Annotated in this window: 13 protein-coding genes and 1 pseudogene; 6 read left to right on the top strand and 8 right to left on the bottom strand. The window is 56.4% G+C overall.

From position 1 onward, the window contains the following. Positions 1-187: 187 nt before the first annotated feature. The 7 genes and pseudogenes from AC3ZVB_RS00255 to AC3ZVB_RS00225 all read right to left on the bottom strand — a co-directional run. Positions 188-1,600, bottom strand: coding sequence for an amino acid permease (locus tag AC3ZVB_RS00255; protein ID WP_162439483.1), 1,413 nt, complete (start codon positions 1,598-1,600; stop codon positions 188-190). A gap of 210 nt (positions 1,601-1,810) precedes the next feature. Further along, positions 1,811-4,078, bottom strand: coding sequence for an ATP-binding protein (locus AC3ZVB_RS00250; protein ID WP_490145482.1), 2,268 nt, complete (start codon positions 4,076-4,078; stop codon positions 1,811-1,813). Then, the gene (locus AC3ZVB_RS00245; RefSeq protein ID WP_490145481.1) at positions 4,075-4,848 is read right to left on the bottom strand and encodes a substrate-binding periplasmic protein; all 774 of its coding nucleotides are present in this window, start codon (positions 4,846-4,848) and stop codon (positions 4,075-4,077) included. The genes AC3ZVB_RS00250 and AC3ZVB_RS00245 overlap by 4 nt, the downstream gene beginning before the upstream one ends. Positions 4,849-4,853: 5 nt before the next feature. Next, positions 4,854-5,570, bottom strand: coding sequence for a response regulator (locus tag AC3ZVB_RS00240; RefSeq protein ID WP_162439480.1), 717 nt, complete (start codon positions 5,568-5,570; stop codon positions 4,854-4,856). 91 nt (positions 5,571-5,661) lie between these two features. Next, positions 5,662-6,309: a TetR family transcriptional regulator C-terminal domain-containing protein gene (locus tag AC3ZVB_RS00235; RefSeq protein WP_162439479.1), complete on the bottom strand. Its 648-nt coding sequence runs from the start codon at positions 6,307-6,309 to the stop codon at positions 5,662-5,664. Between the two features lie 103 nt (positions 6,310-6,412). Then, positions 6,413-7,099: a metal-dependent hydrolase family protein gene (locus AC3ZVB_RS00230; RefSeq protein WP_490145677.1), complete on the bottom strand. Its 687-nt coding sequence runs from the start codon at positions 7,097-7,099 to the stop codon at positions 6,413-6,415. Positions 7,100-7,180: 81 nt separating this feature from the next. Beyond that, positions 7,181-8,062, bottom strand: a pseudogene (locus AC3ZVB_RS00225) (OprD family outer membrane porin); the annotation flags it as partial. 223 nt (positions 8,063-8,285) lie between these two features. Here AC3ZVB_RS00225 and AC3ZVB_RS00220 point away from each other — a divergent pair. The 6 genes from AC3ZVB_RS00220 (at position 8,286) to AC3ZVB_RS00195 (ending at position 13,544) form a co-directional block, all read left to right on the top strand. Beyond that, entirely contained in the window at positions 8,286-10,247 is a 1,962-nt protein-coding gene (locus tag AC3ZVB_RS00220; protein WP_490145480.1) for an oxidoreductase, read from the top strand. An 88-nt stretch (positions 10,248-10,335) separates the two neighbouring features. Continuing rightward, on the top strand, positions 10,336-10,935 hold the full coding sequence (locus tag AC3ZVB_RS00215; protein WP_162439485.1) for a cupin domain-containing protein: 600 nt from the start codon (positions 10,336-10,338) through the stop codon (positions 10,933-10,935). A gap of 203 nt (positions 10,936-11,138) precedes the next feature. Continuing rightward, positions 11,139-11,627 carry an Hcp family type VI secretion system effector gene (locus AC3ZVB_RS00210; RefSeq protein ID WP_162439476.1) on the top strand — a complete coding sequence of 163 codons (489 nt, stop codon included), beginning with the start codon at positions 11,139-11,141 and terminating at the stop codon, positions 11,625-11,627. A gap of 11 nt (positions 11,628-11,638) precedes the next feature. Further along, positions 11,639-12,613 carry a hypothetical protein gene (locus AC3ZVB_RS00205; protein ID WP_490145479.1) on the top strand — a complete coding sequence of 325 codons (975 nt, stop codon included), beginning with the start codon at positions 11,639-11,641 and terminating at the stop codon, positions 12,611-12,613. Continuing rightward, complete coding sequence (locus AC3ZVB_RS00200) at positions 12,610-12,987, top strand: hypothetical protein (RefSeq protein WP_162439474.1); 378 nt, start codon at positions 12,610-12,612, stop codon at positions 12,985-12,987. The genes AC3ZVB_RS00205 and AC3ZVB_RS00200 overlap by 4 nt, the downstream gene beginning before the upstream one ends. Before the next feature lie 350 nt (positions 12,988-13,337). Further along, positions 13,338-13,544: a hypothetical protein gene (locus tag AC3ZVB_RS00195; RefSeq protein ID WP_162439473.1), complete on the top strand. Its 207-nt coding sequence runs from the start codon at positions 13,338-13,340 to the stop codon at positions 13,542-13,544. A gap of 53 nt (positions 13,545-13,597) precedes the next feature. Here AC3ZVB_RS00195 and AC3ZVB_RS00190 read toward each other — a convergent pair whose 3' ends face one another. Continuing rightward, on the bottom strand, positions 13,598-13,789 hold the full coding sequence (locus tag AC3ZVB_RS00190) for a YegP family protein (protein WP_162439472.1): 192 nt from the start codon (positions 13,787-13,789) through the stop codon (positions 13,598-13,600). Between the last annotated feature and the right edge of the window lie 66 nt (positions 13,790-13,855).

Below are 13,855 nucleotides of genomic sequence, written 5' to 3'. Positions count from 1 at the left end.
TTTTTGTTTCTTAACGCGAAGACAGGGATGGGTTTGTTACAACTTTGAACAACTGGGTACACCGAGGGCTTTTCCGAACTCCACAATTCATCCGATACCCCGATACCCCCTGGAGCGCCGGGGGCGATTGGCGGGCATAAAAAAACGCGACGGTCACCCGTCGCGTTTTTCAGTTTGCCCCGCGCAGTTACACGGACGGCAAGCTCGGCGCTAGCACGCCCTGGCGTTTTCGGTAGATCAGGAAGTAAGCGCTGTAGCAGACCATAATGAAACCAAAGCCCCAATACAGCGAAGGACGTTGCGTCTCATCCAGTGCCAGGAACACAAACAGCGAGCAGCACAGTGCAATGCACGTCAGCGGAATCAGCGGGAACAACGGCGCACGGTATTTCAGGTCGCTGAGTTTGCCGCCATCACGCAGGAAGGCTTTGCGGAACTTGTACTGCGCCAGAGCGATGACGATCCAGGTCACGGTGCCCGACATGCCACTGACCGCCATCAACACCATGAACAACGTGTCCGCCGCGATGAAGCTGGTCATCAGTGACACGAGCGCGAAGCACAGGGTGATGCTCAGCGCCCGCAATGGCACGCCACGTTTGCTCAACGTCGACAGGCCTCTTGGCGCCATGCCGGTTTTCGACATGGCCCACAAAATGCGCGTCGAGGCATACAGACCCGAGTTACCGACCGACAGAATCGCGGTAAGGATCACGAAGTTCATCAAGTCGGCGGCGTACGGAATGCCGACCATGTCGAACACCTGCACGAACGGACTCTCCATCAGCCCCGCCTGCTCCCACGGCACAATGGCCGAGAGCACCACAATGGCCAGCACATAGAAAATCAGTACACGAAACACGACATTGCGGACCGCGCGGGGAATGCTTTTTTCCGGCTGATCGGTTTCGCCAGCCGCCACGCCCATGATTTCGCAGCCCTGGAACGCGTAGACCACGGTCATCATCACCGCGAACACCGCTGAAAGGCCGTGGGGGAACAGCGAGTCACCCACCAGGTTCGTCAACAGAGGCGCCGGTGCGCCGCTGGTCAACGGAATAGCGCCGAAGATCACCAGAATACCGACCACGATGAACCCGAGAATCGCCGCAACCTTGATGCCGGAGAACCAGTACTCCGCCTCACCGAAGGCACGGGTCGCCAGCGCGTTCAGGCCGAACAACACTGCCACGAACAATGCTGACCAGTACCAGATCGGGATGTCCGGAAACCAGCGCTGCATCAACATGCCAGCGGCGGTGAATTCCAGGCCGACGGTGGTGGCCCAGCTCATCCAGTACACCCAGCCGATCATGAAGCCTGTGGCCGGTCCGATGAATTTGGTGGCGTGGGTCTGGAAGGATCCCGACACCGGCATTTGCACGGACAGCTCGCCCAGGCAAACCATCACCAGGTACATCAGGAAACCGGCGACCAGATAAGCCAGAATCGCGCCCACCGGGCCGCTTTGATTGATGATGACGCCAGACCCCATGAACAATCCGGTGCCGATCACGCCGCCCAGCGACAACATGAAAATATGCCGGCTTTTCAGGGCTCGGGTGAGATGAATGCCTTCGCGTTCGATAGGTTTGCTCATATCGGCACCTCAGTATTTGACGAGGTGCATGGCGAATGACAGGACGTCACGGCGCGGGGAAGAGTCAGCATTACGGCGTTTCATTATTATTATCTCCAATAAGCTTCGAAGACCGCGCTTGCGGCGGTTGCCATCGATTATTGGAAGACCATGTAAGCTGGAGTTGAACGCAAGGATCAAAGATGTAAAAAGTCGTAACAAACTTGTACGTCAGGCGTGTAACAGTTCGCCCAAGGTCTGGCGGGAGTGCCGCAGTTGCTCATGAACCTGCGGTGCCAGCACTCGCAACGCCGCTTCGTCATTGATTAGCGCGGCCTCCTCCAGCGCTCGCAGTACGTTGGCCAATGCGCGGAATCCAAGTGAATCACTGCTGCCGGCTAACCGGTGCGCCAGGTGCGCGACTTCGGTGCAATCGCCGGCATCAATGGCTTCCGTCAGTGCTTCGCTGTGCTGCTTGATCGAGTCGCGCAACACCTCCAGCAAGCCCAGGAGTTTCTGTTCTCCGAGCAAGGTGCGATGCGTGTCCAGCAGCGGCCAATCCATCGCGTCGTCATCACGTTGCGGCACCGGCAACGGCAACGGCAATTGACCGGACAATGCCTGACGCAGATTGTCGAGCTTCAGCGGTTTGGCGAGGATGGCGTCCATGCCGGCATCCAGGTAGCCGCGCACCAGGGCCGGCTGTACGCTGGCGGTCAGGGCGAAGATTCGGCTGTGACGATTGGGCCCGTCTTCACTGCGCAGCTGTTTGCACAACTCGACGCCACTGATGCCAGGCAAATGCACGTCGAGCAGGATCAAATCGAACCTCTGCGCGGTGCATAGCGTCAGTGCCTGCCGGGCTTCTTCGGCGAACCAGACCTGATGCCCGTCCCGCTGCAACAATCCGTTGACCACTTCGCGGTTCAGCGCCACGTCCTCGACCACCAGAATGTTCAGCGCGCGGCCCGGGACGCTGCTCAACTTCACACTGGCCGCCGCAGCGGTAGGTTGCAACGCCAGTTCAAACCAGAAACAGCTGCCCCGCCCGACTTCACTGTCAACGCCGATCCGCCCGCCCAACTGCTCCACCAGGTGCTTGCTGATCGCCAGCCCGAGCCCGGTGCCGCCGAAGCGTTGCGCGACTTCTTCACTGGCCTGGGTGAAGCGTTCGAAGATCTTTTCCTGCATCGCCGGCGCGATGCCAATGCCGTTGTCGGTCACGCTCACGCGTAGCCACTGAGCAGCGTGATCAGAAACGGCAGGCAGCAGGATGACCTCCACCGTGACCTCGCCGCCTTCGGTGAACTTGATCGCATTCGCCAGCAAGTTACTGAGCACCTGACGCAGGAATTGCTCGGCCCCAAGATGTCGGTCCGCCACCTGTGGATCGACCCGGCATTGCAGCATCGTGTCGTTGCTCGATGCCCGTGGCTCAAGCAGCGTCAACACTTCATCGAGCAATTGTCGCAGGGAAAAATTGACCGGCTCGGGATGGCTTTCACCCTCTTCCAGCCGGGCGAAATACAGCACCTCGTTGAGGATCGACAGCAACCCTTCGCCAGCCTTGTACAACGCATCCAGACGTTTGCCGTCGCGCTCGTCCAGACGGGCGTCGCGCAGCAATTCGGCCATGCCAAGAATGCCGTTGAGCGGTGTGCGCAATTCGTGGCTCATGGTCGCGAGGAAACGCGATTTGGCGAGGTTGGCCGCTTCCGCTTCGTCCTTGGCGCGCATCAGGCTGGCGGTGCGGCGCTCGACCCTGCGCTGCAGTTCATCGCGGTTGGTCTGCAGGGCCAATCGATCGGTTTCGCGCCGGGCAATGTCGCTGAGTATCGCTCGACGCATGTCGTCCAGCGCGTAGGCCACGGTGTCGATTTCGTCTTCGTCAGGGTGCGATTTTTTGTCCAGGTGCAGCGGCTCGTGCCAGTCGCCCGCAGCGATGCGTCGGGCAAAGTCGGCCATCACTTGCAGATGACGCGTGACCAAGCGGTAAAACAATCCCGAGAGCGTCACGGCCAATCCGCACAGAAACACGCTCATCCACAACAGGCTGGTCAAACCGGTGGTGTACAGGCGTTCATACACGGCACCAAGGTCGGTGCTGACTTCCAGTTGCCCCAGATGCCGCAAAGGTCCCGACGGTGGCTGGTAGTCCAGCTCAAAACGCTCGATGCGCAACGGCCCCACCGGGTTCGGGTTCCCCTGCAACAAATCGAAATCGGGGCTGATCAGACGAACGCGCGCCACGTCGGAGAAGTCGACCAGGCCACGCAATTGCACGTTGAGTTGATCCTGGTTCAGGTCCCAGAGACTGCGTTCGAGACTGGCCAGGTAACCGGCGCGGATCAGCTCCATTCGCGAGTCGATGTCACGCATCTCGCGACGGTATTCGAAGTACAACTGAACGCTGCTCGCGAGCACGGTGAAGCACAGGCTGAACAACAGGATAAACCGCAGGAGACGCCGCAGAAGTCCGACCGGCCGCGCTTGAATCATGGTGAACTCGCCGGCAGGTTAATCATGTCGCGGTAGGTGACTTCACTCTCGTGCAGCAAACGATCGACCTCTCCTGAGGCAACCATGCGCTGCAACTGCGCATCGATGTCTGGCATTCGGGTGGCCAGTGGAGAACGGCGTGATACCGCTACGCGCAGATAATCCACGCCGAAGGATTCGGGTAAGGCGACGATGTCTTGTGCCCCCGGCAAGGTCTCTACCCGCATTTGCCCGGTGCGGCGCTCAGTGACGATAAAGTCGATGCGTGCGCGCATCAGTTTTCCGAAATTTTGCCGGCTGTCAGAGACCCTTTCGATGTTTTGATGTTTGGCGACGAAGCGGTCGAACACCACGCCATAGCTTTCACCGAACAGCAACCCGCCGCGGTAGTTGGCCAGGTCTTCCAGGCGATTGATCCTGACCGGGTGCTGGCGGTTGACGAACACGGCGACCTCTTCGCGCAACACCGGCACCATCGAGAAAACCATGCTCTGCTCGCGCTCCGCAGTTTTGTACATCAGCACCACGTCGACCCGGCCTTCGGCAGCGTCCAGCACACAGCGATTCCAGTTATCCAGTTCGAGTATCTCGACTTCGTAACCCAACTCCCCGAACAGTTTCTTGATGACGTTGGGGGCAACGCCACGCACCTGCGTGCCGTCGCTCCAGGAGATCGGTGGGTACACCGGATAGTCGCAGTAGCGAACTTTTTCAACCGCCATCGCGTTGTGTGTCGCCAGCGCCAACAGCAATAAAAGCAATCGCCGCATCGTGCTCAGGCCGCCGCGCTGGCGGTGAACAGATAGCCGGCACCATGGATGGTAATGATCAATTGCGGCTCGGCCGGATCGTCGTGCAACTTGCGACGCAAGCGCCCGACCAGCACGTCGATGGAACGGTCGTTAGGCACCCATTCACGGTTGCGGATCTGGTCCATCAACTGATCGCGACTCAGGGTATGGCCGCTGTTGCGCAGGAACACGCTGAGCAGCTGGTACTCGCCGTGGGTCAGCAGGGTTTCGCAGCCACTCTGGTCGATCAGACGCCGACGATCGGTGTCCAGCGCCCAGGCTGCGAACTGTTTCACCGGCCGGGAAATACTCGCAACCGGTTGCGGGGTATGGGCATGACGAACCCGGCGGATGAGGTTCTTCGCCCGGGAGACCAGTTCGCGTGGATTGAGGGGTTTGATCACGTAATCATCGGCGCCGCACTCAAGGCCGACGATACGATCGATTTCATCGTTACGACCGGTGATCAGAATGATCCCGACCTCGGAGCGAACCCGCAGTTCTCGGGTCAGGGTCAGGCCGTCCTTGCCCGGCAAGCGGATATCGAGCATCACCAGATCGACGGAATGGCTCGCCAGAAAGGTTTCGGCCAGTTCCGCGGTGGCGGCGCAATGCACTTCATAACCTTCCTGGGACAGGTAGGCCTGCAGCAGTTCGCGAATCAGCGGATCGTCATCGACGATCAATACCCGAGGAGTCATCGCTAGGTTCCCGCGTGTGCCCGAAGGCGTGTTTCTTATTAGAGTTTTTTACTGCACTGACGCCAGAGAGTATCCACTGCTGAACGATCGATCAACAGCCCGTCGTCTGGACGCAAAATCTCTGTCGACCGCCGGCTTGCAATCCATCGACCCAGGCTTCACAAATCTGGATGCCCTGTTCCGGGGTGAAGGTGCCGGGGTTCAATCCGGATTCCAGCCACAAGCCGTCGAGCAATGCACTGAGGCTGATGGCCGCCAGGTCGGAATCAAAGTTTTCCCAGCCCTCCTCCTGTGCCAGCTCATTCAGCACCTTGCGCAGGATGCCGCGGTACTCACCGTAGGAATGTTCGTGCGCAAGGTTGATCGCTTCCGCCGTTTTCACCGCGCCCCAGAACGCCAGCCAGGCATCGAGCAGTTGCGGGTCCAGCAGTTCTGCGGAAAACGAGCCCCGGAAGAAGGCCGAAAAACGCTCGCGGGCATTGGGTGCTGCCTGCTCCATCGCGGCGCGTAACAAGCCCATCACACGGCCGGTCACCGCCAGATAGGCTTCTGCGACCAGTTCGTCTTTGCCGGAATAGTGATGACTGATGAGGCCGACGGAGACACCGGCCTCGGCGGAAATCTTGCGGATGGAGGCGCCCTGAAAGCCATGGCGCTTGAGGCAAACGAGCGTTGCTTCGATGAGATTGGTTTTGCGCAGTTCTGGCGCCATTCTGGAGAATCGGACTTCCTGTGTCATTGGAGGACGTTCCTGGAGGCGAGAGTTGAGCCCTGAGCGAGCCGTTCACGAACTGAACGACTGTACAGCAACTACCCTCGCCGACTCCAGATGTAGATCCCGTTTACATCTCGGGGAATATATCGGAAGGAACAATGGCGCCGCCCTTCATGACCACCGGTGTTTTCTCGAGGATTGAGATGTCGGCGATCGGATCGCCATCGACGGCGATCATGTCGGCAAATCGACCGGCACTCACGGCGCCTACGTCCTGCTGCCAATTCAGCAAGTCGGCGGCAACCAAGGTAGCGGATTGGATCGCCTGCATGGGGGTCATGCCGTACTTCACCATGTAGGCAAACTGCCGGGCATTTTTGCCATGCGGGTAAATGCCCGCATCCGTGCCATAGGCGATTTTAACCCCGGCCTTCACCGCTTTGCGGAAACCTTCGCGCTGGACTTCAGTGGTTTCAGTATTTTTACGCAAGTAGTCTTCCGGCCACTTTTCCTCGCGCCCCACTTTATCGATGTAGTCACCGTTGTAGATGTCCATGACCAGATAGGTCTCGTTGTCCTTGGCCAACTTGACGCCTTCGTCGTCGAGTAACGAAGCATGTTCCACGGATTTCACCCCTGCGCGAATGGCAGCTTTGATGCCGTCGGCGCCATGGGCGTTAACAGTGGCATAGCTTTTATGAACCTTGGCTTCCTGCACCACCGCCCGCATTTCGTCTTCGGTCATTTCCATCTGACCGGGTTCGGTCCCTTCGGCCAGTACCGCGCCTGTACCGACCATCTTGATGGTGTCCACGCCATGCTGGAACAGGTAGCGGGTCTTGAGTTTTGCGTCATTGGTGATTCTTAGTTGTCTGACGCTATCTCCGGTAAAAGCGTGTTCGGCATACCGCACTCGAACCGACAGATCCTTCAACGGACCGCTTTCAACAACTGTTTTAAGGTCAACATCTCGCTCTATTTGCTTATCCGAATGAGCGAAGTAGGCATACAAACCATCAGGATCGACTTTTTCATTATCGATATCGAACCCGTAGATGTATTTGAAAGACAACGTCGTATGCAAGACGCCCGTTGAGCCAAAATCATATTCATACGCCAATCCGACTGATTGTTCTCCGGGGCCGTTGAAGTCCCCGTACTGCGAAGAGTTAGCTAAATAAATAGAGTCCATGCAGGTGCCGTCCGAAGCCATCAAATAATCAAACGGCTGACTCCCGTGTATTTTTTGATAGGACAGCGTGAAGGTGTGTGGACCGTTGGCATAGGCACTCGCTAACGACCAGGCAGTGACGTTGATATCCCCGGCACGGGCCTGGCCCTCGTCCAGAGAGCGATAGAGGTTGAAGTCGAAGCTCAGGGATTGTTCGGCATCCAACGCCAGGCTGTAGTTTCCGTTGACGTAGTACTGGCGCCACAGGTCTTGCGCGCGGGAGGCGTAGAAGCCGACGCTGCCTTCCTCCACCGGCGTGTAAGTCAAGCCGGCGTAGTCCACATCGCCAGCTTCCACTGCGGCGTAACCGGCCATGAAACCACCGTCGTGGTTAGTGCTGGTGTAGCCTCGCGTAGAGTAAAAATGCCCAATATCGATGTTGACCTTGTCGATATCATCACTTAACAACTGTATGCCCCGGGTGGTCATGGGCATCAGTCGCAGGTCGGGCGTTGCGAACACCGGGTTATAGGGGCGCAGGTCGCCATACTTCAAAATCGTGTTCGACACTTTCATTTTTACCGACGCATTGAGTGTCGATGACTCGGTTCTTTCATCGTCACCGTCAGCTTGATCGTCCTGTGTAAGTCAATTAACGCCATGTAACACCGTTATTACATCCCCCTCCAGGCATTTCTGCCCGTTGATCTGCCAGAAGTCCATCAGTAAAGAAATCTGTTGATTTTTTACTTACGGTAAATTCTTATAGAAAAATAATAATTGCCGAAAAACGGCCATTCGGCTTCAGCCTGCCTGGAGTACCTGCACCATGCCGACCTCGTCCAGCGCTTTTGCGCACCTTTTCGAACCGTTGCAGTTGCGTGGAAAACGCCTGAAAAACCGCATCATGTCGAGCGGCCACGACACCTCGATGCCCACCGACAACCTGGTGAATGATCAATTGATCGCGTACCACAAAGCACGAGCTGAAGGCGGTGCCGGGCTGATCGTGCTGCAGGTGGCCGGTGTGCATGACAGCGCCCGTTACACCTCCCACGTGCTGATGGCCACCGATGACGCGTGCATCGAGGGTTACCGCAAACTGGCACAAACCTGCCATGAACACGGCACGGTGGTGCTGTCGCAGGTGTTCCATCCGGGGCGTGAAATCATGGAGTCCAGTGATGGCCTGCTGGCGGTGGCCTACTCCGCTTCAGCAGTGCCCAACGAGCGGTTTCGGGTGATGCCACGGGCGCTGGATCAAGTGATGATCGACGAGATCGTCGCCGGCTATGGTGCAGCGGCGAAACGTCTTTATCAGGCCGGGATCGATGGCGTGGAAGTGGTCGCCAGCCATGGTTATCTACCGGCGCAATTTATCAACCCGCGGGTCAACCGTCGCACCGACGACTACAACGGCGAGCTGGAACAGCGCCTGCGTTTCCTGCGTGAAGTGATTGCGTCGGTGCGCGCCAGCACCGACGAACACTTCATCATCGGCCTGCGTATCTCCGCCGATGAGCGTGATCCCGAAGGGCTGACCGAGGACGAATCCCTGGCCGCCGTACAGTCGCTGCAACCGCTGCTGGATTACGTGCACATCGTCGCGGGAACATCGGCCTCGCTGGGTGGTGCGGTGCACATCGTGCCGCCCATGGCCATCGAAGCTGCGTACCTGGCCAAGGAGGCAGGGACGTTCAAGGCGGGCCTGTCGATCCCGCTGTTCGTCACCGGACGCATCAATCAACCTCAGGAAGCCGAGTTGATCCTGGCGCGCGGTCAGGCCGACGTCTGCGGCATGACCCGCGCACTCATCTGCGACCCGCAAATGCCCAACAAGACCGACACTGGACATGTCGAGGATGTACGGGCGTGCATCGCCTGCAATCAGGCGTGCATCGGCCACTTCCATAAAGGTCTGCCGATCTCCTGCATTCAAGCCCCGGAGACCGGGCGCGAGCTGATCTTTGGCCAGCGGCAACCTACGGGACAGCGTAAACGCATCATGATTGCCGGCGGCGGACCTGCCGGGATGAAAGCCGCTGCGGTCGCCGCTCAGCGTGGGCACGACGTCACCCTCTACGAGGCCAGTTCGCAGCTGGGTGGCCAGGTTCTGCTGGCGCAGCTTCTACCCCGGCGCAGTGAATTCGGCGGCGCCAGCACCAACCTGCAGCGGGAGATGGAACTGGCCGGCGTGCGCGTCGTGCGCAATACCCGTGTCGACCGGGCATTGGTGGAGCGTGAACGACCCGACATGGTGATCGTCGCGACAGGCGCCGAGCCGTATTGGCCAGCCTTCGAACGCGGCGGCGAGTTGCAGGTGGTGGACGCCTGGCAAGTGCTGCGCGATGAGGTGCAGATCGGGCGTTCGGTGGTGGTGGTCGATTGGCGTTGCGACTGGATCGGCCCCGGCATCGCCGAACGATTGGTGCGCGCAGGGCATCAGGTGCAACTCGCGGTGAACGGCACGCACTGCGGGGAAAACCTGCCGCTGTATGTGCGCGATCAACTGGCTGGAGAACTGCACAAACTGGGCATTCCGATTACGCCGTACGCCCGACTGTATGGTTGCGACGACAACACCGTTTACCTGCAGCACACCGCCAGCGGCGAGCCGATGCTGTTCGAAAACGTCGACACACTGGTGCTCTGCCAGGGACATCAACCCGTCGATACCCTGGGCGCAGAACTGCAAGGCCTGGTGGAGTTTCGGCGCATCGGCGACTGCCTTGCACCGCGCACCGCCGAAGAGGCGATTTACGAAGGTTTGAAAGTCGCCTGGGAGCTTTGAGCCTGTTTTATACTCCGGGGCTTTTACACGCAGGCTCGCGCGCGAGCCTCACCCCGGTTCGGAGCACGCCATGAGCAACAGCAGCAAGATGCCGCCTGCCCGCAGCGCGCCCACACAGGACAGCTCCCCGGCAGAGCCGCAGTTCCTGGGTACGCGCATTCGCGGCCTGCGCAAACGCCGGGGCATGACCCTGGCTGAACTGGCGCAAATGAGCGAACTGACGGCGGGGTACATCAGCCAGCTGGAACGCAACCTGGCTTACCCCTCCATCCCTGCCCTGTTCAATATCGCCCGCAGCCTGGGCGTGACCATCCAGTGGTTCTTCGCCAGCGAGGCCAACACCGCACCCGAGGACAACGGCGTCGTGGTGCGCAAGAACACGCGAATGAGTGTGCATTACGAAGACGGGATTGTTGATCAACTACTGACACCGCAACCGAACCGGCAATTGGAGATGCTGCACTCACGTTTTCCGCCCGGCACTTACAGCCAGCAAAGTTACAGCCATGAAGGCGAAGAGGCTGGGTATTTGCTGTCGGGGATTTTTGAGTTGTGGGTGGGGGAACGGCATTTTCAGTTAAGTGAGGGAGATAGTTTCAGTTTTTCCAGTCAGGAGCCCCATCGGTACGGCAATCCTGGGGAGGTGGATGCGGTGGTGATTTGGGTGATTACGCCGCCTACGTTTTGAAGCGGTGGATGCAATGGAGAGGCCTCGAAGCTTTGTTAGTTTCGGGGCTTTTTTTAGATGGGGGAACGAAGTTTTTTCCTACAGTCACTTCCTGATTTTTCCGAACTACTGGCGGGAGTTTATTTAACACTTAAGATCTGCGATAGCCCACGAGATCCTAATGATTCACTGTTAAATAATTATCACGACAAGGACAAAAGGAAATGGCATTTGACGCGTACCTGAAGATAGAGGGGATTCCCGGTGAAGCTCTGGATGAGCAGCATAAGGACTGGATAGAAACTACAGGTTACAGCTTTGGCACCCATCAGAGCACTTCGGCTACCGCAAGCTCTGCGGGAGGGGCTTCCTCAGGTAGAACGACCGTCACCGATTTAACCATTACCAAGCTTCTGGACAAATCCAGCTGCAAGCTGATCGAAGCCAGCTGTGCAGGCGAGCACCTTAAAGAAGTAGTTTTGTCCCTACACAGGGCGGGCGGAGATAAATTAAAATATTTTGAGATCACACTTGAAGAAGTGATTATTTCAAATTACTCGCAAGTTGCGAACGATGGCGTCCCAACCGAAACGATCAGCTTGAACTATGGGCGTATCAAAACGACTTACACTCAGCAAAAACGAGCGGATGGCGCTGGGGGAGGTAACGTCGCAGGTGGTTGGGACCGAATTAATAACAGAAAATACTCCTGAGGCGTTAACTTATGCCTGAGGTTTACAGCTTTATTAATCCACGAGTGCAACCCTATTCGTATTTGAAATCGAATCTACAGCTTGGGAAAAGTGTGAGCCGAAAATTCGACATTCTGAACGTGCACATCTTCAACACCGTGGTATTGCCGGGTGAGATTGTAATTATCGGGGATAACTCGACCCCGTCTTGTACGACTGAAGAAGCTTTTTATATGCGAAAAGCTTCTGAGACTCATATCGCATTAATGACAAACGGAATGCAAAATGATGGCTTCTTAATCGAAAACCACCAATTTTTGACTAAAATGCTCGGCTACTCTTCACTTGGTATGGGTACGGTAGGTGGTGCATGGAGCAAACACCTTGAGGGCATCCAGAGCACCCTGCTCGATATTGAAGCAGCGCATAACGATCACCTGAGAAGTCGCACGAAGCAAAGTCGAGATGATTTCTACTCAAGGCGCAGAGTGCTGTTTGACAAACTCGACAGCCAACTGAAAAGCTTTGGGGGCTATGGTTCAGGGATGCGGAACCAAGGTCCGATCAAAAATATGCTTGGGATCTCGACCAAGAGCTTTTTACATAAGGGAATCATCACGGGTTACGCGGACACCATCAGCGGTGTGGCGAAAGCTTCCAGCCTGATAAAAAATGGCACATACCTGGGGATTGGGTTAAACGTCGCAGCGACTGGAACTTCAATCTACGCAGCGTGCTCCAGCGGTCGAGAACAAGAGTGCCGAAAGGCCAAATATACGGAGGGGGGTAAGTTGGCGACGGGTATTGGTCTTGGAATGCTTGGTGGCACAGTCGGAAGCGCATTGGCTATTTCTGGTTGCGCCGTTGCATTTAGTCCCGTCACATTCGGAGGTAGCATTTTCGTCTGCGCATTGGTTGGCGGGGGTTTAGGAGGCTGGGCGGGAGGCGAATATGGCGGCAGAAGCGGAGAGTTTATCGGCGATATTATCTATGAGTACTCCCAATGAGCAGTAGCTTAACGTTAGTTATTGCCGGTATATTTATAATGACTGGACAAATCTCTTCAGTTATCTGGATCATCATCTCTGCGCACAAATTAACTGGACTAGCAGAAAACCACTTAAAAAAAAGCATATTCGTAGAGATCAACCGAAAAAGCTTTGAAAGTTTTGGAATTTTTGGAAAAGTCATCAGATACGGTCCGATAGCTCTGATGTTTTTAGCACCTAAATTTTTTGAGAGACGCGGGATGATCGACGCAAATGAGTTATCGAACATGCCGATCAACCTCAGAAACAAGCTTTTACTGCCGTGGATCGTCGGCATAGTATTTGCGATCGCTCTTTTTGCGTTTCCGTATATTGGAAAAAACCTTACATAAACTACTAAAAGGGACGGAGCCGTGAATTACCAGCGCAAAAATGGGACTGATCTATTTTTCGCCAGCACCCAGGCCCAGTCTACCCCCGTTTTAACCCGGCGAAGCCAGTGAGTGTAGCTGTGACGAGGCGCGGAAATCGCAACGATCGCGGGGAACGAAAAGCTCATTAACTTGTTTAGTTGCTGAGCTTTTTTTGTTTAACTCTATGGCGAACGCTAGTTTCGTCTGACATCCACTTCCTGATTTTGCTGATAGCCGGACATAACTAATATTTGCCTCTAAGCTCAGAAACGTTTGGGGCTGAACGGCCCTGGCATTAACATCTATTTGAACTCGAAAGGAGTTTCATCATGGCTAGAGACAAGGCGAAAGACGACAAGTACTTTAACTGCACTCAGAACCACGAGGCCGATTACGTGGCGGGGCTTTATCCTCATGCGAAAGAACAGGTCAAAACTTTCCTCGCGTCGGCGTGCGAGAAAAAGACCCTGAATAATTCTACCCATAAAGAGGTGTATGACCTGATCAAAAAGGAACTGGGTCACTCGCAGCCGTAAGCTTTAAGATCCGAGTGAAGCTGCTCTGATCGAGCAGCTTCACCCTGTGGATTCTAGATTTCCTTCACCGGGGTCTGACCGTGAGTCCCGATGATCAAGTTGATGGCATGCACGCAGTCAGCCTTATTGATATACGACTCCCCGCTGGCAATCGTTTCATGGTTACCCGCCCTCAAACGCCACCGCCACTGACCCATGCCAGTTTTTTCGGTGCCCCGGGTTTGCCTGTAAATCTCAAAATACATTGCTCGCTCCTTGCGATTGCTGGTGAAGACAGATGTGTGATCTGCGAAACCAGAGTAGATGAAGAT

This window comes from Pseudomonas sp. MDV22-iso1 (assembly GCF_058145095.1).
The sequence above is the reverse complement of the archived record's forward strand: the minus strand, read 5'-3'. Positions and strand labels throughout refer to the sequence as shown.

Excerpts from the sequence above, each read along its gene's own strand:
- AC3ZVB_RS00250 (WP_490145482.1), bottom strand. The coding sequence starts at position 4,078 with ATGATTCAAGCGCGGCCGGTCGGACTTCTGCGGCGTCTCCTGCGGTTT.
- AC3ZVB_RS00245 (WP_490145481.1), bottom strand. The coding sequence starts at position 4,848 with ATGCGGCGATTGCTTTTATTGCTGTTGGCGCTGGCGACACACAACGCG.
- AC3ZVB_RS00210 (WP_162439476.1), top strand. The coding sequence starts at position 11,139 with ATGGCATTTGACGCGTACCTGAAGATAGAGGGGATTCCCGGTGAAGCT.
- AC3ZVB_RS00235 (WP_162439479.1), bottom strand. The coding sequence starts at position 6,309 with ATGACACAGGAAGTCCGATTCTCCAGAATGGCGCCAGAACTGCGCAAA.
- AC3ZVB_RS00220 (WP_490145480.1), top strand. The coding sequence starts at position 8,286 with ATGCCGACCTCGTCCAGCGCTTTTGCGCACCTTTTCGAACCGTTGCAG.
- AC3ZVB_RS00255 (WP_162439483.1), bottom strand. The coding sequence starts at position 1,600 with ATGAGCAAACCTATCGAACGCGAAGGCATTCATCTCACCCGAGCCCTG.
- AC3ZVB_RS00215 (WP_162439485.1), top strand. The coding sequence starts at position 10,336 with ATGCCGCCTGCCCGCAGCGCGCCCACACAGGACAGCTCCCCGGCAGAG.
- AC3ZVB_RS00200 (WP_162439474.1), top strand. The coding sequence starts at position 12,610 with ATGAGCAGTAGCTTAACGTTAGTTATTGCCGGTATATTTATAATGACT.
- AC3ZVB_RS00195 (WP_162439473.1), top strand. The coding sequence starts at position 13,338 with ATGGCTAGAGACAAGGCGAAAGACGACAAGTACTTTAACTGCACTCAG.
- AC3ZVB_RS00205 (WP_490145479.1), top strand. The coding sequence starts at position 11,639 with ATGCCTGAGGTTTACAGCTTTATTAATCCACGAGTGCAACCCTATTCG.
- AC3ZVB_RS00240 (WP_162439480.1), bottom strand. The coding sequence starts at position 5,570 with ATGACTCCTCGGGTATTGATCGTCGATGACGATCCGCTGATTCGCGAA.
- AC3ZVB_RS00190 (WP_162439472.1), bottom strand. The coding sequence starts at position 13,789 with ATGTATTTTGAGATTTACAGGCAAACCCGGGGCACCGAAAAAACTGGC.